The sequence below is a fragment of the Amycolatopsis sp. CFH S0740 genome, from assembly GCF_004522315.1.
Taxonomy (GTDB): Bacteria; Actinomycetota; Actinomycetes; order Mycobacteriales; family Pseudonocardiaceae; genus Amycolatopsis; species Amycolatopsis nivea.
Genome location: NZ_SDLS01000002.1, coordinates 467,967 through 492,840, shown reverse-complemented (window position 1 = coordinate 492,840; position 24,874 = coordinate 467,967). Strand labels below are relative to the sequence as shown.

The following is a 24,874-nucleotide window of genomic DNA, read 5'->3' as shown; positions in this document are numbered from 1 at the left end:
CCGGGGATCCGCCGTCTTATCGGACATGGTTGAACAGATGACGGACTTCGCGAGCGAGACCGAGGCGTACCGGCACGAGCTGCGGGTGCACTGCTACCGGATGCTGGGCTCGTTCGACGAGGCGGAAGACCTGGTCCAGGAGACTCTGCTGCGCGCGTGGCGCGGCCGTTCGACGTACGCGGGCCGCGCGAGCCTGCGGGCGTGGCTGTACCGGATCGCGACCAACGCGTGTCTCGATCACCTCGAAGCGCACCCGCGCGAGCTGCCGATGCTCGATCTGCCCGTTGCGCACGACTCCGACCTCGCGCCGCGTCCCGACGTCGCGGTTCCCTGGCTGCAGCCTGCGCCCGACAGTGCGCTTCAGCCGGACACTGTCGTCGTTGCGCTTGAGACGGTGGAGTTGGCGTTCCTCGCCGCCATTCAGCATCTTTCGCCGCGACAGCGTGCTGCGTTGGTGCTTCGCGACGTACTCGGCTGGTCCGCGCGTGAGACGGCTTCAGCGCTCGGTACGACGCCTGCGTCGGTGAACAGCAATGTGTTGCGCGCGCGGGCCGAGTTGCAGGAGCACCTGCCTACGCGACGTACGGAGTGGGCGTCTGCGGCCAGGAGCGATGAGGAACGCGCTGTTGTCGCGAAGTACGTCAAAGCGCTCGTAGAGCACGACGGAGCGGCCTTCGCTGAACTGCTGCGCGAAGACGTGCGTTGCAGTCACGCTCCCGGCGCTGGCGGGCACATGGGGTCGGAACCGACTTGGTACGCGGGGCGGGACACCGTGCTCGCGGGCTGGGCACCGGCATTGCGTGGTGGCGACGCTGCCGAGTTCCGTGTTGTCGAGACCCGCGCGAACGGTCTGCCCGCGCTCGCCACGTACGCGCGCACAGTCGGCGAGTTCCGGGCCTTCGGCCTGGTGACGCTGCGGCTCGACGGCGGCCGTGTCGCGGAGGTGACCACCTTCGGCTCGGAAGTCTTCCCGGCTTTCGACCTCCCGCCTGCGCTCGCCTGAGACGTTACGAAAGTCCCCACGCGGAGAGGATTCCGAACAGCTGGTCACGTTCGCCCGAGGTCAGCAGCCTGCTCGGCGGTCGTACGTCGGGGCGGCACAGGCTGAGCTGCGAGAGGGCGTCCTTGACCACGCTGACGTTGTTGGCGTTCCCGTGCGCGGCGCGCATCTCCTCGAACGGACGGATGCGGTCCCAGATTTCCATCGCGCCGTCGAAGTCATGGTTGCGGAGACGGCGGAACAGGTCGAGCGAGATCTGCGGCGCGACGTTCACCAAGCCGGAGGTGAAGCCCGTCGCGCCGACTGCGAAGTACCCAGGGGCGGACAGTTCGGCGAGACCGGCGATCCACACGAAGCGCTCGTACCCCGCGTCGCGCGCGACAGTGCGGAAGCGCACCGGGTCCGGCACCGCGTACTTCACGCCGATTACGTTCGGCGCGACGTCGGCGAGCTGTGCCAGGTCCGCGCCCTCGATGGCTGGGTTGCGCACGTACAGGACAACCCCGAGTTCGGGCACTTCGTTCGCGATCGCGCGGTGGTAGTCGATCCAGCCCGCGCGCGATACGTACGGGTGCACGGGCTGGTGGATCATCACCATGTCCGCTCCGGAAGCGCGCGCGTGCTTCGCGGCCTTCACGGCTGTACGCACGTCATGGCCGACGCCTGCGAGGACGCTCGCCTCGCGCGCGGCCTTCGTGGTGACTTCGAGACACTGTCGCGTTTCTTGCTCTTCGAGCGCGTAGAACTCGCCGGTGTTGCCGTTCGGCGTGACGACCTCGATGCCGCTCAGCACGAGCCGTTCGACTAGCCGCTCGTACGTCTCGGCGTCCACGTCCCCGGCCGCGGTGAAGGGAGTCACCGGGATCGCCACCACGCCGGCGAGCCGCTGTCGCTGTTTCTCGAACGCCACGAGCAGATCCGATCTGATATATGATGTCTCGACAGTCGGAGGGTAACACGAGGTGGCCAGGACGATCGTCCTGATCTTTGGGATATGCGTCCTAGATCGGCGCTGAAGAGCGGTCGGGCCTGGCAAAACTAGGTACCGCTGGCCGATGACCGGATTACCGCGCGTGGGGAACCTGGAACCTGCCGCTGCGCACCCGCGAGGTGCCGGGGTCGGGTCGGTGGAGCAACGAGTCGAGGTCGCCGACGTGCGGCTGCCGCTCGCCTCATCTCGCATCACGTACACGTTCCGGCAAGCCTCGACCGACCGCGAGTTCGTCTTCCTTGCGCAAGCAGCCTGAGTCGGCACGCCCCCAGCGAAAGGGGGCGTGCCGAAACCCTCAGCGCAGGGCGTCCAATGCGAACGCCGTGTACATGGCCACCCCGGCGGCCATCGCCGGTTCGTGGAACTTCACCCGGTTCGAGTGGTTGTCCTCGGTGGTCGCCGGGTCCGCTCCCGGCTCGCGGGCGCCGATGAACGCGAACGCGCCCGGAATCCGTTGCAGGACATACGAGAAGTCTTCCGCGCCCATGATCGGCGTGGTCAGCTCCTCGACGTTGTCCTCGCCCAGCACGTCCGCACCCAGCGACAACACCTCGGCCGCCACCGCCGGGTCGTTGACCGTCGTCGGGTAGCCCGGGTCCACGCCGGCCGACACGCGGCAGCCGTGTGCCGCTCCGACCGCCTCGCACACCTTCGGCAGTTCCTCGCGGATGAAGGACCGCGTCGACTCCGACAGGGTGCGAATGGTCCCCTCGAGCACCGCCGTCTCCGGGATGATGTTCGTTGTCGTCCCGGCCTGGATGCGGGTCACCGAGACCACCGCCGGGTCGAAGACGCTGATCCGGCGCGTGACCATCGTCTGGATCGCGCTGACCATCGCCGCCGCGGCGGGGACGGGGTCGATCGCGTCGTGCGGGGCGGAACCGTGGCCGCCGCGGCCGGTGACCTCGACGCTGAACGTGTCGGCCGACGCCATCATCGGCCCGCCGCGGACCTGCAGGACGCCGCTCGGGCTGTTGGCGATCGTGTGCAGGCCGAAGGCTCGCGTGACGCGCGTGCCCGCCGCGTCCAGCACTCCCTCGTGGATCATGTGCCGCGCGCCGTGCATGCCCTCCTCGCCGGGCTGGAACATGAACACGATCGAGCCGGCCAGGTCGTCGACCCGCTCGGAGAGCAGCCGCGCCGCGGAGGCGAGCATCGCGACGTGCGTGTCGTGTCCGCAGGCGTGCATCGAACCGTCGATCTCGGACGAGAACTCCAGGCCGGTGTCCTCGGTGAGCGGCAGCGCGTCCATGTCCGCCCGCAGCAGCACGGCCGGGCCGGGACGGGCGCCGCGCAGGACGCCGGTGAGCGACGTCGTGGAGCGGCCGTCGGTGAGTTCGATCGGCAGGTCGGCCAGCGCGGCGCGGATCGCCGCCTGGGTGCGCGGCAGCTGCAAGCCCTGTTCGGGATGCCGGTGCACAGCGCGGCGAAGCTCGACAGTGCGGTCCTGGAGCTGCCGTGCGGCGTCGAGCAGCCCGGCGTGCCGGTTGCCGGGCAGGGTGGGGAGGTCGGTGGGTCCGGTCATGGCTCGATAGTGGCACCTCGCACGCTTCGGGCGCACCGTGCGTGCGTTCGCCAGCGAGGCGGAATACGGTGTGCGCATGGCGGTGCAAGAGCCGGTCACGGGCTTCGCGATAGCTGTGGTCCGTGAAGACGGTCGGTGGCGGTGCAGTGCGCTCGATTCTTCGGCGCTCACGGAACTGGATGCGGCGATCACCGAGCTGGGCAAGCTCCGGTCGACCGGGGCGGCGTTCGGCCTGCTGGCCGTCGACGACGAGTTCTTCGTGATCGTCCGGCCGAGCCCGAGGGGACCGTCGCTGCTGCTGTCGGACGCCGCCGCGGCGCTCGACTACGACATCGCGGCGGACGTCCTCGACGTCCTGCGCGTCGACCCGCCCGACGAGGACGACGACGCCGTCTGGCCCGAGGGCGACCTCGAGATCCTGGCCGACCTCGGCCTGCCCGGCGGCGAACTGGAGGTGATCGTCGGGGAGGTCGACCTCTACCCGGACGAACAGCTCCAGATGATCGCCCAGCGGTGCGGGTTCGAGGCCGAGTTCTCGAAACTGCTGGACCAGCTCTGAGACGGCCGGACGACACCGAGGCCGTGCGGGCCGCGCTGGACGCGGCTCGCGCCCCCGGTGCCGACGTGCCCATCGGCGCGGTCGTCTTCGACCCCGACGGGCGCCCCCTGGCCGCGGCCCGCAACGCACGGGTCGAGCTGGCTGACCCCACCGCGCACGCGGAGATCCTCGCGCTGCGCGCGGCGGCCCGCGAGTTCGGCGACGGCTGGCGGCTGGAGGGCTGCACGCTCGCGGTCACGCTGGAGCCCTGCACGATGTGCGCCGGCGCGCTCGTGCTCGCCCGCGTCGAGCGGTTGGTGTTCGGGGCTTGGGAGCCCAAGACGGGCGCGGTGTCGTCGCTGTGGGACGTCGTGCGCGACCGCCGCCTCAACCACCGTCCGGAAGTCCACGGCGGAGTGCTCGAAAGCGACTGCGCCGCCCTGCTCGAGGCGTACTTCGCGGACCGCCGGCTGGGGGCCGAGTAGACCCCGCCGCAAGCCGCGAAGAGGGTCCGGTATTGTTCTCGGCGGTGGCGTGTCCGAGCGGCCGAAGGAGCACGACTCGAAATCGTGTGACGGTTAATCCCGTCCGTGGGTTCAAATCCCACCGCCACCGCTCTTCACGAACGAACCCCGACCGGGCACTCCGGCCGGGGTTCGTTCGTTTGACCCTCCGGTAGCTGGTCCCCGTACCGGAGGTGGCGCTTTGTACATCTATGCCCGGCGTCGTTCGCTCACGTTCAGCGGCAAGCAGGTGACGATCAAGGCCGCGATCAAAGACGGCCTGTTCGGCGCGGACAAGAGGCACAGCTTCACCGTCAGCCGGATCAGCGGGGTCAGCAACACCGAACCCGGCGCGTTCAGCCCGGGGTGTCTCAAGTTCAAGGTGACCGGCGCGTCGACGGCGGTGATCGAGAACCCGGCTACCGGCGGCGACAAGGCCGATCTGTGCACGTTCTACTACAGCTCCTCCGACCGGAAGAAGGTGCGGGAGCTGGTCGCGGCCGTCAAAGCGGCGATGGCGAAGTAGCGTGGACACATGAGCGAGGAGCTTCCGCCGGTCGGCAAGACCGCGGTTGGGGTTGCTGGGCTTCGGGCGTTGGAGAGCGGGCGGCCGGATCGGCTGTTCGACGATCCCTACGCGGGCGCGTTCTTCCACGCCGGCCGCGCGATCTTCGAGGGCCGGGAACGTCACCACGAGCTGGGGATGGTGTTCGCGCACCAGGTCGCGATCCGCACCCGGTTCTTCGACGACTTCGTCTCCGGCGGGACCCAGACGGTGCTTCTCGCGGCCGGTCTCGACGCTCGCGCGTTCCGGCTCGACTGGCCCGACGGGGCGCGCGTGTTCGAGGTCGACCTGCCGGACGTGCTCGCGTTCAAGGAAACCGTGCTGTCCAAAAAAGGCGCGCGGCCTCGGTGCCAGCGCAAGACGGTTCCGGTGGATCTGCGCGACGACTGGGTCACTGCCTTGAAAAACAACGGATTCGACCCGGATCAGCCGACCGTCTGGCTCGCTGAGGGGCTCCTCGTCTACCTCAGCCGGGACGAGGCGGAGCGGATGCTCACGGCGGTCACCGAGCTGTCCGCGCCGGGCAGCCGGGTTTCGTTCGAACACCGGCCGGACGGTGATCAGGACGGGCTGCTGGAGCGGGCGCGTCAATTCGGCAGCGAGGTGACGGCGCTTTGGCGCGGCGGTCTCGCGGGGGACGCTCCGAAGTGGCTCGCCGAGCACGGCTGGCGGCCGGAAACCGTTACGGTCGCGGAACTTTCCGTCCAATATGGACGCGAGCCGCTGCACCATACGCGCGGCGGATTCGTGACCGCGACCCGTTAATTCTCTTCCTGCAACACCGGTGTGCCGAAAGCGTCGAGGAAAGTCGTTGCCTCTCCTATGGTTGCGACGCCGCGCGCGACCGCTTCCGCGATGGTCCCGCATGCCTCCCGCACCGCCGGCTCCGCGGATCGGTCGCCCGCCAGCAGCGCGACGGCCGCTGGGGTCACTCCTTCGGCGATCAGCATGACTCGCGCCGCCGTCTGATCTGCCAGCCGGTCAAGCAAATCCGCCAGATCCAGGCCGACTGACGCTGTCCGTGCGGCAGCCTCGGCGGCCTGCCGGTAGTGCGCGTCCAGTTCGTCCGCACTGCCCCGGAACTGCGCGGCCGGTTCGCCGCCCCATTTGCGTTCCGCGCTGTGCGCCCCGCGTTCGAACTCCAGCCGGGCCATCACCAACACGTCGCGGCCGCCCGACAGCGTGCGCGCGGATTCGCGGATCGTCTGCGGGGAACAGTCGATCTGACGCAATGCGGCGACCGGGTCCGGTGCGCTGATCGCGGCGGCCGCGGCACTCAAGGAAGCCAGCCCGGCGGCCGCGTTTTCCAGCGCCGGGTGAAGGAACGGCATCAACTCAGCAGCGCCGTCGCGATCGTCGGGCGGTGGTGGTGGCCGCGGGCGGCCATCCGCAGCTGGCCGGCGAGGTCGGACGTCGCGTCGCCGAGCATGCGCGCGTCGACGTCCCGCGCGGCGAGCGCGGCCTCCCACCGGGCGGCGATTTCCCGCGCGGGCGCGGAAATGCCCCACGGCGTCGATTCGAGACGGGCTTCGGCGAACCGGCCCGCGGCACGGTCCGCGTCGGCAGCCGCTCGATCGAGCGCGTCCGCGGCGGCGTTGAGCCGCTCGCTCGTCGAACCTGCCATCGGGACCTCCGCTTCCGGGAGAGCGCGAACCGCGGCCCGTCACCCTCTCCAGAGATCTAACCCCATCGAGGCCGCCCGGGTCACTCGGCCGGGCGTGCGACGATTCCACATCGTGGAGATCCTTGACCCACGCAACCGAACCCGGCCAGAATTGGAGTCATGCCAGAGAACCGGGTAGTGCCGCAAGCCGGCCGTGCCCCGGCGCGGTCGGACGGCGAGGGCGTGGCCGCTCTCCTGAGGCGTCGCGGTCGTCTCGGCTCTCCTCCCGCGTAGGCGATTTTCCGCTGCTGTAGCCGAATTCACCTATTCTTCCGGGAGTACCCCCATGTCTGTAGACCTGCCTGCCCGCCTGCGCTCGTCCGTCACCCCGGACGACGGGATCCTCGAAGGACCGCGCGTGTTGCGCCGCCTTCCGGACGGAGTCGAAGAACGTCCCTACGAGCTTTTCACCCTGCGTCCGCTCGGACGGGTGATCGGCGCGGAAATCTCCGGAGTGGACCTCGGTGCACCCGTGTCGCCGCGGTTGCGTGCCGAGCTGAACCGCGCGTTGCTGGAGTGGAAGGTGCTGTTCTTCCGCGACCAGCGCATCACGTCGCAGCAGCAGCGCGCGTTCGCCGCGAACTGGGGCGAACTGGAGACCAACCCGTTCATCGCGCGCGGAGATTCCGATCAGGTCGTGCGGTTCACCCGCACCGCCGGGATGCCCGGGTACGAAAACATCTGGCACACCGACGTCACCTGGCGGCCGAATCCGGCGCTCGGTTCGGTGTTGCGGCTGGTCGAGGTCCCGCCGATCGGCGGCGACACGATGTGGGCCGACATGGCCGCCGCCTACGACAACCTGCCCGCCGACGTCCGCGAGCGGATCGACGGCCTCACCGCGGTGCACGATTTCGTCCCCGGTTTCGACCGGTTCACCGACCCGGACCTGCTGGCCCAGTGGCAGGACGCGTACCCGCCGGTCGAGCACCCGGTGGTGCGGACCCATCCGGAGACCGGACGGCGGACGTTGTTCGTGAACCAGGCGTTCACCACGCACATCACCGGCCTCGACCGCGCCGAAAGCGACCGGCTGCTGCGGTATCTGTTCCTCCAGGCGCACACGCCGGAGTTCCAGGTGCGGTTCCGCTGGCAGCCGGATTCGGTGGCGTTCTGGGACAACCGCGCGACCCAGCACTACGCGGTCAACGACTACCACCCGCACGTCCGGATCGCCGAGCGCGTCGCGATCGTCGGGGACCGGCCGTACTGACCGCTCACGACACCCCGGTGAGCACGGTGTCGACAAGTCGCTCGAGATAGGCGGCGTCGGCGGATTTCGCGCGGATCAGGGTGTGGAACCAGAGGTTTCCGCCCAGCAGATCCATGATCATCTCCGAATCCGCGGCGTCGGCGAGTTCGCCTCGGTCGTGCGCCCGGTCGAAGACGGCCTGCTCGCGGCCGAGGCGGTCGGCGAAGAACCGTCCGGCGGCCTCGGCGGTGGCGGGCCGGTCCGGCAGCGCGGAGACGACGGCCGTGATGACGCGCCGGTTCGCCGGATCGGACAGCAGGCGGTGGATCTGCTTCGCCAGTTCGAGGAGATCGCCGCGCAGGGAACCGGTGTCGGGAATCGCGAAGGCGAGTTCCGGGGCCTGCACGAGTGCGTCCGCGAGGACCTCGTCCTTGGTCGCCCACGTGCGGTAGATCGTCGTTTTGTGCACCCCGGCCCGCGCGGCGACCGCTTCGATCGTCAGTGCGTCGTAACCGCGTTCGGCCAGCAGCGCGAGGGTCGCGGAGAAGATGGCGTCCGCCTTGCGCGGGCGGGTGGCGGTCCGATCCATGGCTCAATCCTAGCCAGGTTTGCAACGGTGCGTTGCATTTGGTAGACCGGTGCCATGCAACGGTCCGTTGCATTCCTGGGTGGAAGGCGGAGACATGAGCGACGTGCTCCCGGTGGTTTTCGTGCACGGCATCCGGTTGTCCGGGGCGTGCTGGCAGCAGCAGAAACGCCTGGCCCGCGGTCGAGTCGCCGCGCCGGACCTGCCTGGGCACGGCACGCGGCGCGGGGAGAGGTTCACTCTCGACGGTGCGGTCGACGCGGTCGCCGAGGCCATCGACGAGGTCGGCGGCCGCGCGGTTCTGGTGGGCCATTCGCTCGGCGGCTACGTCTCGATCGCGACCGCGGCCCGGCATCCGGAGCGGGTCGTTTCGCTGGTGGGAGCCGGATGTTCGCTCCAGCCGAGTTCGGTGCTGCGCGGCGGATTCCGGTTCGCACGCCGTGGGCTGGCGACTGCCGTAGACGACGGCGCTTCCTTCAGCGCATGGCTGCTCCGCCGGGTTCTCCCCGCGGAAGTCGCCGAGCCGGTCATCGCCGCGGGAATCGCTTCCGAAGTCATCCCGGACGTGATGGAGGCGGCCGCCGGGATGGACCCGCTCGCCGACCTCGCCCGGTACCCGGGGCGGGTACTGCTGCTGAACGGCCGCCACGACCACTTCCGCCTCGGCGAGCGGCGGTTTTTGGCTGCGTGCCAGGACGGGGCGCTGCAGATCGTGCCGGGGGCGGGCCACTACCTGCCGCTCACCCACGGCGAGAGTTGCGCGCGGGCGGTCGACGGCGTCGCGACGGCCCTCGTCAGCGGTTAATGCTCGCGAGTGGCGAGGCGGGCCGCCTTCCTCCCCCTCCCGCGCTCCCCTGCGCGGTCAAGGCGGCGCCTCGCCACTCGCGAGGCTTCCCCGGGGCAAATCCGTGGAGCCGCGGTCGCGGGCGAAGCGGAAAGTCCCGCGCCCGCGGCTGTTTTCCCGGGTGGTGACACCTGCGCACTCGACGACGGTCAACCCCCACGTGACCGTGTCGCCTCCCCCGCGAGGTGCTACCCGTGAGCGGCGGGGCGGCCCGAAAGTGGTCTGGGCCACAGTTTCCGCGCTCATCGGTAAGGTACTCCCGCCCGGTACCAGTCGACCCCGGGCTTGAGCTGCATTTAAGGCAGATGCGCCGTCCGGGTGACGGCGGGACCAGCGGTCTAGCCGCGAAGTCCTTCGACTGTTGCGAAGCCGTCACTGACTGTCACCTTGGTGCCGCGGCGAGCGGACAGCTCCACGAACCGCTGCAGTGCCGTGTCGGCGTCGTCTCCCGTCAACGGTACGCATTCGTTGTCTTCGTCGCGGCGGATCGGCACTAATTCGACCCGCATCTGCTCGCCGACGACGCAGCCGGCGAGCAGGCCGTCGCGGTGGCGGTCCCGCATGGCGGGCCAGTCGAAGACGAGGTTGCCGAGGCTGTAGAGGATCGGGCGGCCGCGATACACCTCGGCTGGCTGCACTGTGTGCGGTCCGTGCCCGACGACCAGGTCGGCGCCGGCGTCGATGATCGCGTGTGCGTAGGTCACCTGGTATTCGGCCAGCTCGTCGCCGGGGAGGCCCCAGTGCATCGACACCACGACATGGTCGGCCTCGGCGCGGGCGCGGCGGATGTCGGCGAGCAGCAGTTCCAGGTCGCGGCGGACCGGCGTGGTGTGCACGATCGGCGGGCGGCCGGGGACGTCCAGGACGCGCGGATCCGGTTGGTACGACGTGTAAGCGCCCGCCGCGGCGACACCCGGCGAGTCCTCCGTCGCTTCCTGCCCGACGGGCCAGCACAGCGACGTGTAGGCGAGGAACGCGATCCGGCCGCCGGGTCGTTCGAGGACCGCCGGCGCGTGCGCCTCGGCGAGGTTCGAGCCCGCGCCGCAATGCGCGATTCCGGCGCGGTCCAGCACGGCGAGGCTCGCCATCGCCGCGGCCGGCGGGTAGGTGACGTTGTTGGCGACGGACACGACGTCGATCTCGGCGGCGGTCAGCGCGGCGACCATCTCCGGCGGCGAGTGCCGCCAGTTCGGTTTGTGCGGGATGTCCATACCGGTCGAGCCGGACAGCGGTCCTTCGAGATTCACGAACCGCACGTCGGCGCCGGTGAGCAGCGAGGTCAACGGGTCGAACGCCGTTTCCGGCTTCGCGCGGCCCTGCAGGTTGACGTCTCCGCCGAGTACGAGCGTGATCATTGCGTCAACCCGTCCAAAGGAGGAAATCCCTCCAGCTCGTTACGAATCGTTGCCCTTTCGTCTTCCTCTGCTTCGCTTGTTCGGGGGACGATGCCTCGACCGTTGACATGCAGAGGGGACTCAGGGTGACCATATCCCGTCGTCCCGCCGGGGGCCGCAGCGCCGGTGGGGCAAGACTGACCAGAGGCGCGGTTGCCGTCTCCGCAGCTGCTCTCGCGCTGGGCGGACTGGCCGCGCCCGCTTCGGCGGCGCCAAGCGCGGACGCCCTGATCGCCGAGGTCTACGGCGGTGGCGGCAATTCCGGCGCCACGCTGACCAACGACTTCATCGAGCTGGCCAACCACGGCGGCGCGCCGGTCGCGCTCGACGGGTACAGCGTCCAGTACCTGCCCTCTTCGGCAAGCGCGTCGAGCAAGTGGCAGGTCACGCCGCTCGCCGGGTCCGTCGCGCCGAAGGGCCGCTACCTCGTCGCGGAGGGGAAGGGGAACGGCGGCACGGTCGCGCTGCCGACGCCCGACGCGACCGGGGGCATCGCGATGTCCGCGACCGCGGGGACGGTCGCGCTCGTGTCCGACAGCGCGCCGCTGACCTGCAAGACCGCCGCGGATTGCCTGGCGGACAGCCGCGTCAAGGACCTCGTCGGCTTCGGCGATGCCGTTGTCCGCGAGGGAAACCCGGCCGCCGCGGCGTCGAACACGACCTCGGTCGCGCGTGCCGCGACCCTCGCCGACACCGACGACAACAGCGCGGACTTCGCCGTCGGCGATCCGACGCCTACCAACACCAAGGGCGAGACCACCGGCACGCAGCCGGGCGAACCGGGTGTTCCGGCGAAGATCCACGACATCCAGGGCACGACGCGGATTTCGCCGTTCAAGGACAAGCAGGTCGAGGACGTCACCGGCGTCGTCACCGCGGTGCGGAGCTTCGGCTCGGCGCGCGGGTTCTGGATCACCGACCCGCATCCCGACAGCGACCCGCGCACCAGCGAGGGCCTGTTCGTGTTCACCGGATCGACGACCCCGGCGGTGGCGGTCGGCGACGCGGTCACCGCGCAGGGCAAGGTCAAGGAGTACTACCCGGACGCGCCCGCGACCTCGAACTACCAGTCGCTCACCGAGCTGACGAGTGCACAGTGGACGGTCGGCTCCTCGGGCAATCCGCTGCCCGCCCCGACCGTGCTGACGCCGGACCAGGTGCCGGATGTGCTGGCTCCCAACGCGGGCGGCAACATCGAACCGTTGCCGCTCGAACCGTCTAAGTACGCGCTGGACTTCTGGGAATCGCACGAAAGCGAGATCGTCCAGGTTTCCGACGCACGCGTGGTCGGCCCAAGCAACAAGTACGGCGAGCTTTACGTGACCACGAAGCCGCAGCAGAACCCGACTCCGCGCGGCGGCACGGTTTACCTTGGCTACGACAAGATCAACACCGGCGTGTTGAAGGTACAGTCGATCATCCCGTCCGCGCAGCAGGCGACGCCGAAGGTCAACACCGGCGACGTGCTCACCGGCGTCACCTCCGGTCCGGTGGAGTACAGCAATTTCGGCGGGTACACGCTGTTCGCGTCGAAGCTGGGTGCGGCCAAGGACAACAAGCTGCAGAAGGAAACCACACGCAAGCAGCGTCCGGGCGAGCTCGCGGTGGCGACGTACAACGTCGAGAACCTCGCACCGTCCGATTCGGACACCAAGTACACGCAGCTCGCGCACGGCATCGTCGACAACCTCGCGACGCCGGACATCGTTACCCTGGAAGAAATCCAGGACAACAGCGGTGCGACGGACGACGGAACCGTCGACGCCGACGCGACGCTGAAGAAGTTCACCGACGCGATCGTCGCCGCCGGCGGCCCGCAGTACCAGTGGCGGCAGATCGACCCGGTGAACGACGAGGACGGCGGACAACCGGGCGGCAACATCCGCGTCGGCTTCCTGTTCAACCCGTCGCGAGTGTCCTTTGTGGATCGTCCGGGCGGCAGCCCGACGTCTTCGGTCGGCGTGGTTTCCGACCACGGCAAGGCGCACCTGACGCAGTCGCCGGGCCGGGTCGACCCGGGCAACGACGCGTGGGAGGACAGCCGCAAGCCGCTGGCGGGCGAGTTCGTGTTCCGCGGACGCACGGTTTTCGTGCTGGCCAACCACTTCAACTCCAAGGGCGGCGACCAGCCGACACACGGCCGCTACCAGCCGCCGACGCGCAGCTCCGAGGTGCAGCGGCAGAAGCAGGCGACGGTGCTGCAGGGATTCGTCTCGCAACTGCTGAACGCGGACCCGCGGGCGAACGTCGTGGTGGCTGGCGACCTGAACGACTACCAGTTCTCGCCCGCGCTGGCGAAGCTGACGTCGGGTGGGTTGTTGAAGGACCTGATCTCGACGCTGCCGCCGGCTGAGCGGTACAGCTATGTGTACGAGGGTCAGTCGCAGGTGCTGGACCATATTCTGGCGTCGGCCGCGCCGCGTGGGGTGGATTATGACGTGGTGCATGTGAATGCCGAGTTCGCTGACCAGGCTAGCGATCATGACCCGCAGGTGGTGCGGTTCCGGCCTTCGGCGGGGAATCCGTTCGCGGATTTCGCGAATGATGTGCTGGACCAGCTTGACCGGTGGTTCCACCGGACGGCGTAGGTAGTTGGCTGTGAGGGGAGTCCTGGTTCCGTCAGGGTTCCCCTCACGGCTTTTTTGGCTGGGTGGATTGCGAGCTTCGGCGATCTTGGGAAGATCCTGGGGCGGCGCTTTTGCCGCGAAGGTCTTCACCGTCAGAGTGACCCGGCCTCGCGTGCGACACCTCCTGGGGCGGGTGCACGCGGCCCCAAGCCGACCTCCTGACTTCGGGGTCGACCTGGTGATCCGGACCGTGAGTGGCGCGCCTCCCACGCCGTTTGAAGCTAGCCGAGCCGTCCCGACTCTGGCCCGGAGAACGGACTGGCCGATTGGGTTTCAGTCGAAGCTGAACACCCCCCGGCCTTTCACCAGCCAAGGGCACCAACCCCTTGCGGCTTAACGCTTCGCCCGCCAGCCAAGCCCCAGCACCGCCTGTACCAGTTCCTGATAACTCGGCTTGACCTCTTCCAAATACCGGTCCAAATACTGCGGCCGAGCAGTAGTCACCGGCTGCGGGTCGTCCAGCGCCTCCACAAAACTCAGCCGCGAAACGTTGTGCAGCGCCATCTTCCACCACCGGTTGGCGCGCTCTCGGGTTTTCTCCTCCCGATCCTGCGCGGCAGCCACCGCCGCGTGTGCGTCTGCCAGTTGGCGTTCGATTTCGTCCGCTCGGGCCAGTTCCCACGCGCGCAGGCTGTCCGCCGAACCGCGGGCCAAGCCGACGATTTCCTTGTACCGCATTGCCGGGCTGGTGTTTCCCTCGGTCACGGCGTGCCTCCCGCGGTCGGCTCGGTTTCTGGGCGCTGGAACGGGATGATGACTTCCGGTGCCCCGTGCGTGGTGCGGTCGAAGAACAACGCCCGGCCCGGTCGCGGCGACCAGTGCACGACCTGACCCGCGGCGAACGGCGACAGGTCATTGCCCTGGACGTCCAACGCGGCCCAGGTTCCGATGTCGTCCGTGCCGCCGAAGCCGAGCGTGTCCTTGAGTCGCGCGATGCTGCGCCACCAGCCGATGGTGTGCACACCGTGTGAGGGACCGTTTTTGAGCAGCGTGCGCAGGTGGTCCAGGCCGCTCTTCAGTTGACCGACGGCCTTGGCTTCCAGCGAAGGCAGCGCAGCGTCCACTCCGTACAGCAGCAGGATGCGCGGCTTGGTAGTGGAAAGCGATTCGACGATCGCTTCCAGTTCGGTGGAAAGGTCTTCGGTGAGCGTCGCGATGTGCCCCTCGGCTTCCAGGCGGCTCTTCAAGTCCAGCACCGCCGGGGAACTGGCCACGATGGGGCAATGCAAGAGAAACTCGACCTGGCCGAGTTCCATTTGCCGGGAAAGCGATCGAGCTGCGGAGTCCATAATGGACAACGCCTCCGCGGTCGCGCCGCCGAGCACAGCGATGTTCCGGCCGGGCACCCGGGGAAGTTCGACACCGCACGCGGCTTCGGTGACATCGATCGACTGGCCGAGGATCGCCCGCGGCTGCGGGCTCGGCTTGAGTTCCACATAGGCCGGGAACTGTTCCAGCACCGGCGAATGCGCACCGTCGAACAGTCGTGGCCGGGTGAAGCGGCCGGCGTAGAGTTCCCACAGTTTTTGCTGCAGGTTCACGAAAACGTTGCGAGTGCTCGAATCCGGGACGTGCGCGAGCTGGTTGCCGTGCGCGACACCGGAATCGTGGTTGATCACCGCGTGCCACTTGGGTGCGGATACGGCCGCGTTGTTCGTTTCCGCGAGCACCCGGCGCGCCTTCGGCATCGCGATGCGCAGCGTGCACTGCTCGAAGACCGCGGGTTTGCCCCAGAACGCCTCGATCCCGGCGACGTCCTGGCTGGCCAGCACCAGGTGGATGCCCTGCGATCGCCCGCGCCGGGCGATGTCTTCCAGCAATTGCGTGGCCTGCGCGGTGACCTGGTCGCGGCCGGCGAAGAGGTACTGGAATTCGTCGATCACCGCGACGATCCGCGGCCAGTGCCCGCCCGGATCCTGTTCCCGCAGGTCGGCCAGGTTGGTGACCTCATGCTCCTTGGCCGCGGCGGAACGGCGGCGCAGTTCGTCGGCGAGAAAACGCAGCAGCGCCAACCCGAATTCGCGGTCGGTGTTGACGTTGACGCCGACCAGTTTCGCGTGCGGCAGCCAGCTGGAGTCCTTGCGCCCGGGCGCGAGACCGGCGAACGAGACGCCTTCCTTGAAGTCCAGCAGGTACAACGCCAGCTCGTCCGGCGTATAACGCGCGGCGAGACTGCCCAGCAACGCGTACAGGAAGTTCGTTTTCCCGGAACCGCTCGGGCCGCCGATGAGCGCGTGCGGGCTCGCGTCGCCGATCACTACCTCGACGGCTTCGCCCTCGTGGAACCCGATCGGCGCGCGCAGTTCCCGCGCGGAACTTTCCTGGCCGATCTCGGCGGGCATCAGATCGGCGAACGACCGCGGGCCGCCCTGTTTCGAGATCAGCGCTTCGGCGATCCGGTTCGCCGCGCGGATGACCTGCCCGGACGGCATCGGCGGATCCAGGTCAACGACCAGGTCGCTGCCGGTCATGCTGCTGACCGCGCGGCGTTCGTCCAGCAGGCTCAGCGTTTCGATCGACGCGCTCACCGCGGTGGGCACGTCGACCAGGATCAGGCAGATCCCCGCCGCGAGCGCGCCGCTGGCCACGCGTTTGAGGTCGCGCGCGCGTTCCGCGTCGAGGGTTTCGCCGTTGCCGTACAGCACCGCGATCCGGTACGGCTCCAACCGCTGGTTGGTGGCTTTTCGCAGTTCCCGCAACGAGGTGTGGCCCGCCTGCATGCCGGTGGCGTGGATCCGGCGGATGTGCCCGGCGAGTTCGTCGAGCAGGTCCTCCAGCCGCGTCGGGTCGTAGAGCGACAGTGCGCTGGTGCGGCTGAGCGGGTACAGGTCCGGCAGGATCGCGGTGAGCTGCCCGACGTCCCACAGGTGGATTTTCACCGCGCCGGGCTCGAACGCCGACAGCACGCGCATCAGCAGGCCCTGCACGATCCCGTCCACCACCGGCCGCGTTTTCGGCGCGGACGTGATGGCCAGGTGGGATTCGTCCAGCAGCGGCACGGCGACGTCGAACGTGCGCGAGATGTCGCGTCCGGCCGCGGTGGCCGAACCGACCCGCCACAGCCCGGGCGCGGTGACGCCAGGATTCGTGCCGACGCGGCCGAGCCATTCGCTCGGCGGCCGCCCGGCCGGGCCCGGCGCGTGCGCGGCGACGAGGTCGCGCAGTTCGCCGGGACCGGCGCTCCAGTCGGTGTAGAAGGCGGCGCGGGTGCCGCCGAGCGCGGCGAACACCTCGTGCGCCGCCGGATGCCGGGCCCACTCCGTCTGCTGCACCGGGTCGGCGTGGTCCATGCCGACCCGGACGATCTCCTGTTCCAGCGTCAGCCGCGCCACCTCGGCCTCGGCCATTTCGCGCGCGCCCGCCGCGGCCCCGAGCACGAGCCCGATCTGGTGCCGGACCCGGTCGAGGGCGGTTTGCACACGGTTGCGTTGCTCGGCTGACTTGCTGGCCATCTCATCCCTACAGGCGTGACTGGTAGCCGCCCACTAATTCGTCGGCGGCGGCTAAACGGGTGAGGAGGTGCTCGAGTGCCTCGTCGGCCTGCGCCAACTGCTGCGGCAGCCACGGATCTGCCTTGGCTTGCGCGTCGACGAGTGCGCGCCGGGCGTCGCCGAGCAGAGCTTGCGCCCGCTCGGCATGCGCCCGTCCGTCGCCGACCCCCGCTCGCGCGGCGGTGAGCAACTGGTGGATTTCGGCGAGCCCCGACATCGGCGTTAAAGCCGCGCCGAGTAGGAATCGGCCGACGAGATGCCGGCCTGGATGGTGCTCTGCATGCCGGTGATCCCTTGCAGCGCTTCGGCGAGCAGGCCGTGCGCCTGGTTCACCTCGTGCTGGCTGCTGCCCTGGGTGGCTTGGGACAGCGACAGTTGTGCTTCTTCGAGCGCCTGCGCTGCCTGCTGCAGCGCGGCGATGCTCGCGGACGCCTTCTCGTTCGCGAGCGCGATACCAGCGCGGATCTCTTCCACTCCGGCCATGGGGGCGGGCTCCTCGGTGCGTCGTGGGCTGAAACGACCACATACAAACTTAGCGTGATCAGGTGTCTTCGGTAAGTAAGTGGGAACGGGAGAATCGACAAAGCCCCGGACGCGGTCGGCAGTCCGGGGCCTGTCGGGCGTCGGCTCATCGGGTGCGCACGCGGGGCCCGAAACCCGCGTTTCAGCCTTCTGACCTGCGGGTTATCGGGATGGGTGCGCCGGCCAACGCCCAGGTCAAAACGGTATTCGTGACACCGGGAAACCTCTCCGGACGGCTGCGATGAAGTCTGCGGCGAAGCCTAGCGGGTAGGACCGTTCGGCCGATCCCAGCCCCTGCCGCGGTTGCGGACAGCGACGGCCCGCCGCCCGGTTCAGCGAGCGCCTGCCGGATTCGGGTCGTCGCCGAGGTAAGTGCCGTAGCCCTCGACGACGAGCGGACCGTCGAAGACCAGGACCTCGTTGACCAGTCCGCCCTTCTGGTTGCGGTAGTTGATGACGAGCGCGCCGAGCCCGACGTAGACGCCGACGACCTCGAAGCGGAGATCGGGAATCCGGCGGAGCCCTTCGGCCCAGTACGCGCGCAGCGCCGCTTTGCCGCGGAGCACGCCGTCGCCGCCGATCACCTGGACCGCGACCGGGGACCGGAAGGTCACGTCGTCGGCGAAGTGGGTCATCAGGGTGTCGAGATCGTGGGCGTTCCAAGCCTTTGCCCAGTGGTCGGCGAACTCTTGCGCGGCGCTGTGGTCCATGAACGAAGTCTGCCAGCGTCCGAGGGGTGGGACGGCGCGCCGTCAGCGGATTCCCTGGCGCGTCAGATCGGCCGCGATCCCGTCCAGGACACCGGAAAGCCCGGACGCGAACAGTTCGTCCAGGTCCCACGGCTCGGCCATCGACCGCATCGCGCTGCCGAGCCGCGGGTAGTCGGCGAAGCTCGGGTTGTGCGCCGGTGCGCCGCGGCGTTCGGCCTCAACGTCGCTGACGTAGGTGAGCGCCACGCCTTGCACGTACGAGGCGAACAGGAACATGTACCGGAACGCGTCGGCTGGGTCGAGATCGAGGCCGTCGAAGGAGGCGAACGCGTGCTCGCTGCCCGCGGAAAGGGCGGGGCTGTCGTGGGTTCGGGTCGTCACCAGCACTTTCGCCAGGATCCACGGGTGCCGGTGGTAGAGGTCCCAGTCGAGGAAGGCGGCGCGCTCGAGCCCGTCGCGCCAGTCGCGCGGCGGGGTTTCCGGCAGCGGGACCTCGGTGAGTGCCGCCTCGACCATCAACGCCACCAGGTCGTCTTTGGACGCGACATGTCGGTAAAGCGCCATGGTTCCGGCGCCGAGTTCGGCGGCCACCCGGCGCATCGACAAGGCTTCGAGCCCCTCGGCGTCCGCGACCGCGATCCCCGCCCGGACGATCCGGTCGACGGTCAGGTGGCCGCGGTCTTCCTCGGACTCCGCCTTGCGCGCCCGGTACGCCTTCGCCTGGCAGGCCCTTGAGCAGTACTGCCGCGGGCGGCCCCGGTCCGGAGCGGCGAGCGGCTTTCCGCAGGACCCGCACTTCACTCGAGACACCTCTTTTCGTCACACGCCAACCGGCCGTGCGGAAAGTCTAACCCGCCGGTCAGGCGCGCGGTAAAGGTGCTGGATAAAAGACTTTGAAGCGCGACGGCGAGCATGCGTACTTTGTACGCATGCTCGAAGAAACCACCCCCGCGAAAGCCGGTCCACGGGAATGGGCCGGACTGGCCGTCCTGCTGCTGCCGTGCGTGCTGGCGTCGATGGACATGTCAGTGATGTTCGTGGCCATGCCGTCGTTGACCGCCGATCTGGAGCCGAGCGGTTCGCAGCTGCTGTGGATCATGGACTCGTACGGCTTCCTGCTGGCCGGCCTGCTCATCACGATGGGCACGCTCGGCGACCGGATCGGCCGCCGCCGGTTGCTGCTCGCCGGAGCGGCCGCGTTCGGCGGCGCGTCAGTACTCGCCGCCGTCGCCACCACACCGACCACACTCATCGTCGCTCGGATGCTGCTCGGCATCGCCGGTGCGACGCTCGCGCCGTCCACACTCGCGTTGATCCGCGGCATGTTCCACGACGCCCGGCAGCGCGCGACCGCCGTCGGCCTCTGGACGGCAGGGTTCGCGGGCGGCGCCGTACTGGGCCCGATCATCGGCGGCCTGCTGCTCCAGCACTTCCACTGGGGTTCGGTGTTCCTGATCAATGTGCCGGTGATGGTTCTCCTGCTGGCACTCGGTCCGCTGCTGCTGCCGGAACACCGGATGCCCGCGGCGGGTCGGTTCGACCTGCTCGGCGCGGTGCTGTCGATCGTTTCCGTGCTCGGAATCGTCTACGGCGTCAAGCAAATCGCCGCTCACGGTTTCGACTGGCTGTCGATCGCCAGCTGCGTCGCCGGTCTCGCTGTCGGCGTGGCTTTCGTACGCCGCCAGCGCACCGCCGCGCGTCCGCTGATCGATCTCGCGCTGGTGCGGTCGCGGGCGTTCGCGGTGCCGTTGCTGATCGATCTGCTGGCGACTTTCGCGCTGGTCGGCTTCAACCTGTTCACCTGGCAGTACCTCCAGGTCGTGCGGGGGATGAGCCCGCTGGAGTCGGCGCTGTGGTCGCTGCCGACCTTCGCCGTGATGCCGGTGGGGATCGGGGTGGCCGCCACCTTGGCCGGCCGGATCGGCAAACCGCGGGTGATGACGATCGGCCTGCTCGTGGCCGCGGCGGGGTTCGTCCTGCTGACGCTGCCGCCGCCCGGGATCGGGTACTTCATCGCGGCGCTCACGGTGGTGTCGCTGGGCATCGCCGGAGTCGCGGCGGTGGTGACGGACGTGATCCTGTCCGCCGCGCCTCCGGAGCGAGCCGGGATGGCGTCGGCGATGGCGGAGACGTCAGCGGAGTTCGGCGGCGCGATGGGCATCGCCCTGCTGGGCAGCATCGGCGCGGCCGTCTACCGCGCGGCGATGCCGTCCGATTCCGGGAAAACCTTGGAGTCCGCGGCAAAGCTCCCACCGGGCGACGCACTGCGCGAGGCGGCTTTCGCGGCCTTCAGCACGGAAACCCGAGTGGCGGCGGGGGTGTGCGCGGCGCTGACCGCCGGTGCGGCTTTGGTGATCGCTCGCACTCGCTGAACGACGAAGGTCCCGGCCGCACTGCGGACGGGACCTTCGTGGTGTTGCAGCGGAGGATACAGGATTCGAACCTGCGAGGGCGTGAACCCAACACGCTTTCCAAGCGTGCGCCTTAGGCCGCTCGGCCAATCCTCCGTGGGGAAGAATACCGGATGGTCCTCCGGCGTTGCGCAGGTGGTCCGACCTGCGGCGACGGGCTCAGGCCGGGACGACGTCGGCGACCACGATGGTGATGTTGTCCGGGCCGCCGCCCTCGTTGGCCAGTGCGATGAGGCGGGGGACGATTTCCTCGGGGGTGCCGTCGGAGAGGACGTCCTGGATGGCCGGTTCGCTGGCGCCCGCGGTGAGGCCGTCGGAGCAGAGCAGGTAGCGGTCGCCTGCTTGCGGGGTGAACTCCCAGACGTCCGGTTCGGCCGAGCCGGTGCTCAGGAGCGCCTTCATCAGCATCGAGCCGCGCGGGTGGTGGTCGGCGTCGGCGGCGCTGATGGTGCCGTCTTCGACCAGGGCCTGTGCCAGGGTGTGGTCGCGCGTGATGCGCTGCAGTTCGCCGTCGCGCAGGAGGTAGCCGCGGGAGTCGCCGACGTGCGCCGCGGCGAAGTGGGTGCCGTCGAACAGCAGCGTGGTCAGCGTGGTGCCCATGCCGTGCGTCGCGGGGGTTTCCTCGGCGACCTGCGCGAGCTGCCCGGCGACCCGGCGGACGCCGTCGGAGAGCAGGTTCGACAGGTTGTGCGCGGTGAGGTCGAGCGTGCGCAGCTCCGCGTCCAGCGAGGCCAGCACGCTGACCGCGGTCGAGCTGGCCACCTCGCCGTGCGGCTGGCCGCCGATCCCGTCGGCCACCACGAGCATCCGCCCGCTGGCGTAGACGGAGTCCTCGTTGTTGGTGCGTCGTCGCCCTTGGTCCGAGCCTGCGGAGTAGCGCAGGATGAACCGGGTCTGCTCGGTGGCCATGCCCCCATAAAACCATTGGTTGACTGAGTTAACAAGCAAAACGATGGAAACCGCTGTCGTCGGCTATCGTGCTCGACATGGCAGACGACGCGGCGGTGAGTGCGGCCGACATCGCGCGCCTGGCGGGCGTGCGCCGGGCGGCGGTGAGCAACTGGCGGCGGCGCCATGACGATTTTCCCAAACCGGTGGGCGGCACGGCGTCCAGCCCGTTGTTTTCGCTTCCGGAGGTCCAGGCGTGGCTGCGCGGGCGCGGTCGTCCGTTCGAGCTGGCGCCGATCGACGAAGCTTGGCAACGGCTGCGTGCGCTCGGCGACGACCTCGACCTCGGCGCGCGGTTGGCGGCGGTCGGCGAGTACCTCGCGGACGACGCTGCGGGACCGGACGACCCGGGGCTGCTGGCGCTGATCTCCCAGCTCGCCTCGAGCGAAGGCGCGGCGGAGACGTTCGAGCAGCTCTGCGACCGTTTCTTCGAAGCACACGCCCGCCGGCTCTCCACGACGCCGACCGCGTACGCCGACCTGATGGTGCGGCTGACCGGCGCGAAGGGGGCCACGGTGCTCGACCCGGCGTGCGGGTTCGGGTCGCTGTTGCTGGCCGCCGCGGCGACCCGGGCGCGAGGGCAGGACGTCGACCCGGACACCGCGCGGATCGCGGGCATCCGGCTGCGGCTGCACGGCGCGGACACCGAGGTGCACACCTCGGACGCGTTGCGCGCGGACGCTTTCGCGGACCGGCTGGCCGACGTGGTGCTGTGCGATCCGCCGTTCAACGAGCGCGGCTGGGGGCATGAGGAACTCGTCGGCGACGCGCGCTGGGAGTACGGGCTGCCGCCGCGGGGCGAGTCGGAACTGGCATGGGTGCAGCACTGCCTCGCGCACGTCAAACCCGGTGGCGCGGTCGCGGTGCTGATGCCGGGAGCGGCGGCCGGACGGCGGAGCGGGAAACGCATCCGGGCCAATCTGCTTCGGGCGGGCGCGTTGCGCGCGGTGTGCACGCTCGCGCCGGGCACCGATCTCTGGCTGCTCACGCGACCGGAGCCGGAGCAGCGCGCGCCGGCGACGGTGCTGATCGCCGACACCACCGCGGACGACGTCGAGCAGGTGTGGCAGGACTTCCTGGCCGATCCGGACAACGGCGAACGCATCATCGACGTGCTCGACGACGACGTCGACCTGAGCCCGTCCGGCCGCCCCGGCGAGAGCGATTCCGGGGAGGCCTTCCTTGCTGCGCAACGGGTTTTCGGGCAGATCGGGATTGAGCTGCCCAAGCTGGAACCGGCGTCCGGCGAAACGGCGCACACGACCGTCGGCGAGCTGGTGAAGGCCGCCGCACTGCGGATCACGCACGCGCCGCCGCGTACCGCTGACGGCGACGAACCCGTGCTGACCACCGACGACGTCCTGATCGGCGGCCCGCCGACCGGGCACGCCGCGCCGGATCCGGCGGCGGTGCTCGCCCACGAGGGCGACGTGGTCGCGTCGGTCACCGGCGCGGTGATCGTCCACAGTGGAGCGCCGGTGCGGCTCGGGCCCGCGCTTTCCCGTTATCGCGTGGATCCGGAGCGGCTCGACGCGCAGTTCCTCGCCGGATGCCTGCGCGCCGCGGACTTCCCGGTGCACAGCGCGTCGACCCGGATCGATGCGCGGCGGCTGAAGGTGCCGCGGCATCCGCTCGAAACGCAGCGTGCGTACGGCGTCGCTTTCCGCGCGCTCGCGGACTTCGACCGGGCACTGCGGCAAACCGCGGAAATCGGCCGCGACCTGGTGCGGCTAGGCTTTGCCGCACTCGCCGAAGGACGGCTGAAGCCCGGTGGCGGGTGAGCGCTGTGAGGGGGCCCATGCTGATCGCGGACCGCTACGAGGTCGACGATCTGCCGCTCGGGCGGGGCGGCATGGGTTCAGTGCACCGCGGGCTCGACCGACGGCTCGGCAGGCAGGTCGCGATCAAGCTGCTTCGGCTTCCTGGCGGCGACGAAGAGCTGGAAGAACGCTTCGCCCGGGAAGCGCGGATCCTCGCGACGCTCGACCATCCCGGCGCGCCCACGCTCTACGACTTCGGCGCTCATGACGACCGGTTGTTCCAGGTCATGCAGTTCGTCGAAGGCGTGACGCTGGACGATCTGCTCGCCGAACACGGCCCGCTGCCGGTGTCCTGGGCGGCGGCGATCGCGGCGCAAGCGGCCGCGGTCCTGGCGGCGGCGCACGCTCGCGCGGTCTGTCACCGTGACCTCAAGCCGGCCAACCTGATGCTCTGCCCGGACGGCAGTGTGAAGGTGATGGACTTCGGGCTCGCTGTGTTGCGCGAAGCCGACACTGCTCGCTTCACGCGCGCGGGGCAGCTGCTGGGGACGCCGTCGTACATGGCTCCGGAGCAGATCCAGCGTGGGCACGCGGAGCCGCGAAGCGACCTGTACGCGCTCGGCTGCGTACTGCACGAGATGCTCACCGGCCGTCCGGTCTTCACCGGGCCGACGGCGTACGCGGTCTTCGACAAGCAGGTGAAGGAACCAGCGCCGGTCGTTCCCGGTGTGCCTCGGGAGTTGAACGCGCTTCTCGCTGCGACGCTCGCGAAGGATCCTTCGGTGCGGCCGTCTGGGGCGGAGGTGCTGTACGCGCATCTTGTGCCTTTCGCGCGGGACTTGCCGCCGTTGCCGGGGTTCCTGCACCCGGCGACGGTGTTGAGTCCTTCGCGGATGTACGCGCGCATGGTGGGCCTTAGCGGCGAGCGCTGATGCTCGTCGGCGTCTGTTCCGAGAGCGGCAGACCGCGCTTCTGAATGCGGTAGTAGGTGAAGGCGTTCTGTACGCCGATGCTGACACCAATCGTGAGCATGATCGTCGAGGACGTCACGGTGTTGCTGACGCCGAGCGCGGCTCCGATGAAGGAGAAGGCGACGCGTACGCCGATGGTCGCGAACCACAGCACCAGCGTGAGCGGAGTGCCCTTCACGAACGTCGTGCCTTCGCGCGCACTGAGGACCGAAGTGGAGCTTCGCAGGACGCCCAGCAGCCCGAGGACCACGACGTCGCCAGCCAGCAGCGCGTACTCCGTCGCGGTCGCGCTTTGCAACGCGGTGGCGGCGGAGAACACGCCGATCGCGGTCAGGATGAACGGGAGCGTCAGCAGACGCTTGCGGCTGAGGAGCGTGCCGCGCCACTGCCGGTAGACGACCCGGTACAGGACGAGCGCTGCGATCGCGGCGTAGAGAACGATGGTGAGCGGGCCGAGGTTCATGCTTCCAGTCTCGCCGGAATCGATGCGGGTTTCGTCGGCGTACGGGCTGGGGCCAGGTGGATCCGCGGCTCAACCCCGGGGTGGAGAAGCCGGATCGTGACCATTGCCGAGCAACCACGAAGGGGTGACGGTCGTCTATTCGGGTGATACGGGTCCTGCCGAATGCGACC

The 24,874-nt window shown here is 69.3% G+C and carries 26 protein-coding genes and 2 tRNA genes; 13 read left to right on the top strand and 15 right to left on the bottom strand.

The window, feature by feature from the left end; genetic code table 11:
- The first annotated feature begins 37 nt into the window (after positions 1 to 37).
- The gene (locus tag EIZ45_RS05660; protein WP_240690559.1) at positions 38 to 1,003 is read left to right on the top strand and encodes an RNA polymerase subunit sigma-70; all 966 of its coding nucleotides are present in this window, start codon (positions 38 to 40) and stop codon (positions 1,001 to 1,003) included.
- Positions 1,004 to 1,007: 4 nt separating this feature from the next.
- On the opposite strand, the gene EIZ45_RS05655 is transcribed toward EIZ45_RS05660, so the two are convergent.
- Entirely contained in the window at positions 1,008 to 1,910 is a 903-nt protein-coding gene (locus EIZ45_RS05655) for a dihydrodipicolinate synthase family protein (protein ID WP_134662102.1), read from the bottom strand.
- Positions 1,911 to 2,055: 145 nt separating this feature from the next.
- Between EIZ45_RS05655 and EIZ45_RS05650 the strand changes: the two genes are divergently transcribed.
- Positions 2,056 to 2,247 carry a hypothetical protein gene (locus EIZ45_RS05650; protein WP_134662101.1) on the top strand — a complete coding sequence of 64 codons (192 nt, stop codon included), beginning with the start codon at positions 2,056 to 2,058 and terminating at the stop codon, positions 2,245 to 2,247.
- 39 nt (positions 2,248 to 2,286) lie between these two features.
- On the opposite strand, the gene EIZ45_RS05645 is transcribed toward EIZ45_RS05650, so the two are convergent.
- Positions 2,287 to 3,516, bottom strand: coding sequence for a M20 family metallopeptidase (locus EIZ45_RS05645; protein ID WP_134662100.1), 1,230 nt, complete (start codon positions 3,514 to 3,516; stop codon positions 2,287 to 2,289).
- Between the two features lie 76 nt (positions 3,517 to 3,592).
- Between EIZ45_RS05645 and EIZ45_RS05640 the strand changes: the two genes are divergently transcribed.
- The 5 genes from EIZ45_RS05640 (at position 3,593) to EIZ45_RS05620 (ending at position 5,887) form a co-directional block, all read left to right on the top strand.
- The gene (locus tag EIZ45_RS05640) at positions 3,593 to 4,075 is read left to right on the top strand and encodes a tRNA adenosine deaminase-associated protein (RefSeq protein ID WP_037354362.1); all 483 of its coding nucleotides are present in this window, start codon (positions 3,593 to 3,595) and stop codon (positions 4,073 to 4,075) included.
- Positions 4,076 to 4,098: 23 nt separating this feature from the next.
- Positions 4,099 to 4,539, top strand: a complete 441-nt coding sequence (locus EIZ45_RS05635) for a nucleoside deaminase (RefSeq protein ID WP_037808568.1) — start codon at positions 4,099 to 4,101, stop codon at positions 4,537 to 4,539.
- Positions 4,540 to 4,582: 43 nt separating this feature from the next.
- Positions 4,583 to 4,669 (top strand) — tRNA-Ser (locus EIZ45_RS05630).
- A gap of 90 nt (positions 4,670 to 4,759) precedes the next feature.
- Complete coding sequence (locus EIZ45_RS05625) at positions 4,760 to 5,083, top strand: hypothetical protein (RefSeq protein ID WP_134662099.1); 324 nt, start codon at positions 4,760 to 4,762, stop codon at positions 5,081 to 5,083.
- 9 nt (positions 5,084 to 5,092) lie between these two features.
- Positions 5,093 to 5,887, top strand: coding sequence for an SAM-dependent methyltransferase (locus EIZ45_RS05620; RefSeq protein WP_134662098.1), 795 nt, complete (start codon positions 5,093 to 5,095; stop codon positions 5,885 to 5,887).
- Here the strand turns inward: EIZ45_RS05620 and EIZ45_RS05615 are convergent.
- A complete protein-coding gene (locus tag EIZ45_RS05615; protein ID WP_134662097.1) occupies positions 5,884 to 6,453 on the bottom strand; it encodes a hypothetical protein in 570 nt (189 codons plus the stop codon). The genes EIZ45_RS05620 and EIZ45_RS05615 overlap by 4 nt on opposite strands.
- Positions 6,453 to 6,746 (bottom strand): hypothetical protein, encoded by a 294-nt coding sequence (locus EIZ45_RS05610; RefSeq protein WP_037808560.1) that lies wholly within the window; start codon positions 6,744 to 6,746, stop codon positions 6,453 to 6,455. Before EIZ45_RS05610 ends, EIZ45_RS05615 begins: the two co-directional genes overlap by 1 nt.
- A 325-nt stretch (positions 6,747 to 7,071) precedes the next feature.
- On the opposite strand from EIZ45_RS05610, the gene EIZ45_RS05605 reads away from it, so the two are divergent.
- Positions 7,072 to 7,998: a TauD/TfdA family dioxygenase gene (locus EIZ45_RS05605; protein ID WP_134662096.1), complete on the top strand. Its 927-nt coding sequence runs from the start codon at positions 7,072 to 7,074 to the stop codon at positions 7,996 to 7,998.
- A gap of 4 nt (positions 7,999 to 8,002) precedes the next feature.
- Here EIZ45_RS05605 and EIZ45_RS05600 read toward each other — a convergent pair whose 3' ends face one another.
- Positions 8,003 to 8,566, bottom strand: coding sequence for a TetR/AcrR family transcriptional regulator (locus EIZ45_RS05600; protein WP_134662095.1), 564 nt, complete (start codon positions 8,564 to 8,566; stop codon positions 8,003 to 8,005).
- Between the two features lie 94 nt (positions 8,567 to 8,660).
- Here EIZ45_RS05600 and EIZ45_RS05595 point away from each other — a divergent pair, with 94 nt between their 5' ends.
- Positions 8,661 to 9,368 (top strand): alpha/beta fold hydrolase, encoded by a 708-nt coding sequence (locus EIZ45_RS05595; RefSeq protein WP_134662094.1) that lies wholly within the window; start codon positions 8,661 to 8,663, stop codon positions 9,366 to 9,368.
- Positions 9,369 to 9,745: 377 nt separating this feature from the next.
- On the opposite strand, the gene EIZ45_RS05590 is transcribed toward EIZ45_RS05595, so the two are convergent.
- On the bottom strand, positions 9,746 to 10,762 hold the full coding sequence (locus EIZ45_RS05590; protein WP_134662093.1) for a CapA family protein: 1,017 nt from the start codon (positions 10,760 to 10,762) through the stop codon (positions 9,746 to 9,748).
- A gap of 125 nt (positions 10,763 to 10,887) precedes the next feature.
- Between EIZ45_RS05590 and EIZ45_RS05585 the strand changes: the two genes are divergently transcribed.
- Entirely contained in the window at positions 10,888 to 13,389 is a 2,502-nt protein-coding gene (locus EIZ45_RS05585; RefSeq protein WP_304571886.1) for an endonuclease/exonuclease/phosphatase family protein, read from the top strand.
- A gap of 372 nt (positions 13,390 to 13,761) precedes the next feature.
- Here the strand turns inward: EIZ45_RS05585 and EIZ45_RS05580 are convergent, their stop codons facing one another.
- The 6 genes from EIZ45_RS05580 to EIZ45_RS05555 all read right to left on the bottom strand — a co-directional run bounded on the left by EIZ45_RS05580 (position 13,762) and on the right by EIZ45_RS05555 (position 18,952).
- Complete coding sequence (locus tag EIZ45_RS05580; RefSeq protein WP_043834591.1) at positions 13,762 to 14,133, bottom strand: hypothetical protein; 372 nt, start codon at positions 14,131 to 14,133, stop codon at positions 13,762 to 13,764.
- Complete coding sequence (locus EIZ45_RS05575) at positions 14,130 to 16,880, bottom strand: FtsK/SpoIIIE domain-containing protein (protein WP_043834589.1); 2,751 nt, start codon at positions 16,878 to 16,880, stop codon at positions 14,130 to 14,132. The genes EIZ45_RS05580 and EIZ45_RS05575 overlap by 4 nt, the downstream gene beginning before the upstream one ends.
- A gap of 7 nt (positions 16,881 to 16,887) precedes the next feature.
- The gene (locus EIZ45_RS05570) at positions 16,888 to 17,136 is read right to left on the bottom strand and encodes a hypothetical protein (protein WP_043834588.1); all 249 of its coding nucleotides are present in this window, start codon (positions 17,134 to 17,136) and stop codon (positions 16,888 to 16,890) included.
- Between the two features lie 5 nt (positions 17,137 to 17,141).
- The gene (locus EIZ45_RS05565; RefSeq protein WP_009084635.1) at positions 17,142 to 17,402 is read right to left on the bottom strand and encodes a hypothetical protein; all 261 of its coding nucleotides are present in this window, start codon (positions 17,400 to 17,402) and stop codon (positions 17,142 to 17,144) included.
- A gap of 371 nt (positions 17,403 to 17,773) precedes the next feature.
- Positions 17,774 to 18,151: a nuclear transport factor 2 family protein gene (locus EIZ45_RS05560; RefSeq protein WP_134662092.1), complete on the bottom strand. Its 378-nt coding sequence runs from the start codon at positions 18,149 to 18,151 to the stop codon at positions 17,774 to 17,776.
- Between the two features lie 42 nt (positions 18,152 to 18,193).
- Complete coding sequence (locus EIZ45_RS05555) at positions 18,194 to 18,952, bottom strand: TetR/AcrR family transcriptional regulator (RefSeq protein ID WP_205669819.1); 759 nt, start codon at positions 18,950 to 18,952, stop codon at positions 18,194 to 18,196.
- Between the two features lie 128 nt (positions 18,953 to 19,080).
- On the opposite strand from EIZ45_RS05555, the gene EIZ45_RS05550 reads away from it, so the two are divergent.
- A complete protein-coding gene (locus tag EIZ45_RS05550) occupies positions 19,081 to 20,523 on the top strand; it encodes an MFS transporter (protein ID WP_134662090.1) in 1,443 nt (480 codons plus the stop codon).
- A gap of 50 nt (positions 20,524 to 20,573) precedes the next feature.
- Here the strand turns inward: EIZ45_RS05550 and EIZ45_RS05545 are convergent.
- Both EIZ45_RS05545 and EIZ45_RS05540 read right to left on the bottom strand, forming a co-directional pair.
- Positions 20,574 to 20,658: transfer RNA gene (locus tag EIZ45_RS05545), tRNA-Ser, on the bottom strand.
- A 63-nt stretch (positions 20,659 to 20,721) separates the two neighbouring features.
- Positions 20,722 to 21,471, bottom strand: coding sequence for a PP2C family serine/threonine-protein phosphatase (locus EIZ45_RS05540; protein WP_037808538.1), 750 nt, complete (start codon positions 21,469 to 21,471; stop codon positions 20,722 to 20,724).
- Between the two features lie 77 nt (positions 21,472 to 21,548).
- On the opposite strand from EIZ45_RS05540, the gene EIZ45_RS05535 reads away from it, so the two are divergent.
- Together EIZ45_RS05535 and EIZ45_RS05530 are read left to right on the top strand one after the other, a co-directional pair.
- Positions 21,549 to 23,291, top strand: coding sequence for a class I SAM-dependent DNA methyltransferase (locus EIZ45_RS05535; protein WP_134662089.1), 1,743 nt, complete (start codon positions 21,549 to 21,551; stop codon positions 23,289 to 23,291).
- Positions 23,292 to 23,308: 17 nt separating this feature from the next.
- Complete coding sequence (locus tag EIZ45_RS05530; RefSeq protein WP_134662088.1) at positions 23,309 to 24,202, top strand: serine/threonine-protein kinase; 894 nt, start codon at positions 23,309 to 23,311, stop codon at positions 24,200 to 24,202.
- Here the strand turns inward: EIZ45_RS05530 and EIZ45_RS05525 are convergent.
- Positions 24,186 to 24,704: a hypothetical protein gene (locus EIZ45_RS05525; RefSeq protein WP_043834577.1), complete on the bottom strand. Its 519-nt coding sequence runs from the start codon at positions 24,702 to 24,704 to the stop codon at positions 24,186 to 24,188. The genes EIZ45_RS05530 and EIZ45_RS05525 overlap by 17 nt on opposite strands.
- Between the last annotated feature and the right edge of the window lie 170 nt (positions 24,705 to 24,874).

What these genes read in the sequence shown, in the direction of transcription:
- EIZ45_RS05660 (WP_240690559.1), top strand. Translation starts at nt 38, where the DNA reads ATGACGGACTTCGCGAGCGAGACCGAGGCGTACCGGCACGAGCTGCGG.
- EIZ45_RS05650 (WP_134662101.1), top strand. Translation starts at nt 2,056, where the DNA reads ATGACCGGATTACCGCGCGTGGGGAACCTGGAACCTGCCGCTGCGCAC.
- EIZ45_RS05645 (WP_134662100.1), bottom strand. Translation starts at nt 3,516, where the DNA reads ATGACCGGACCCACCGACCTCCCCACCCTGCCCGGCAACCGGCACGCC.
- EIZ45_RS05640 (WP_037354362.1), top strand. Translation starts at nt 3,593, where the DNA reads ATGGCGGTGCAAGAGCCGGTCACGGGCTTCGCGATAGCTGTGGTCCGT.
- EIZ45_RS05620 (WP_134662098.1), top strand. Translation starts at nt 5,093, where the DNA reads ATGAGCGAGGAGCTTCCGCCGGTCGGCAAGACCGCGGTTGGGGTTGCT.
- EIZ45_RS05615 (WP_134662097.1), bottom strand. Translation starts at nt 6,453, where the DNA reads ATGCCGTTCCTTCACCCGGCGCTGGAAAACGCGGCCGCCGGGCTGGCT.
- EIZ45_RS05610 (WP_037808560.1), bottom strand. Translation starts at nt 6,746, where the DNA reads ATGGCAGGTTCGACGAGCGAGCGGCTCAACGCCGCCGCGGACGCGCTC.
- EIZ45_RS05605 (WP_134662096.1), top strand. Translation starts at nt 7,072, where the DNA reads ATGTCTGTAGACCTGCCTGCCCGCCTGCGCTCGTCCGTCACCCCGGAC.
- EIZ45_RS05600 (WP_134662095.1), bottom strand. Translation starts at nt 8,566, where the DNA reads ATGGATCGGACCGCCACCCGCCCGCGCAAGGCGGACGCCATCTTCTCC.
- EIZ45_RS05595 (WP_134662094.1), top strand. Translation starts at nt 8,661, where the DNA reads ATGAGCGACGTGCTCCCGGTGGTTTTCGTGCACGGCATCCGGTTGTCC.
- EIZ45_RS05590 (WP_134662093.1), bottom strand. Translation starts at nt 10,762, where the DNA reads ATGATCACGCTCGTACTCGGCGGAGACGTCAACCTGCAGGGCCGCGCG.
- EIZ45_RS05575 (WP_043834589.1), bottom strand. Translation starts at nt 16,880, where the DNA reads ATGGCCAGCAAGTCAGCCGAGCAACGCAACCGTGTGCAAACCGCCCTC.
- EIZ45_RS05570 (WP_043834588.1), bottom strand. Translation starts at nt 17,136, where the DNA reads ATGTCGGGGCTCGCCGAAATCCACCAGTTGCTCACCGCCGCGCGAGCG.
- EIZ45_RS05565 (WP_009084635.1), bottom strand. Translation starts at nt 17,402, where the DNA reads ATGGCCGGAGTGGAAGAGATCCGCGCTGGTATCGCGCTCGCGAACGAG.
- EIZ45_RS05560 (WP_134662092.1), bottom strand. Translation starts at nt 18,151, where the DNA reads ATGGACCACAGCGCCGCGCAAGAGTTCGCCGACCACTGGGCAAAGGCT.
- EIZ45_RS05550 (WP_134662090.1), top strand. Translation starts at nt 19,081, where the DNA reads ATGCTCGAAGAAACCACCCCCGCGAAAGCCGGTCCACGGGAATGGGCC.
- EIZ45_RS05540 (WP_037808538.1), bottom strand. Translation starts at nt 21,471, where the DNA reads ATGGCCACCGAGCAGACCCGGTTCATCCTGCGCTACTCCGCAGGCTCG.
- EIZ45_RS05535 (WP_134662089.1), top strand. Translation starts at nt 21,549, where the DNA reads ATGGCAGACGACGCGGCGGTGAGTGCGGCCGACATCGCGCGCCTGGCG.
- EIZ45_RS05530 (WP_134662088.1), top strand. Translation starts at nt 23,309, where the DNA reads ATGCTGATCGCGGACCGCTACGAGGTCGACGATCTGCCGCTCGGGCGG.
- EIZ45_RS05525 (WP_043834577.1), bottom strand. Translation starts at nt 24,704, where the DNA reads ATGAACCTCGGCCCGCTCACCATCGTTCTCTACGCCGCGATCGCAGCG.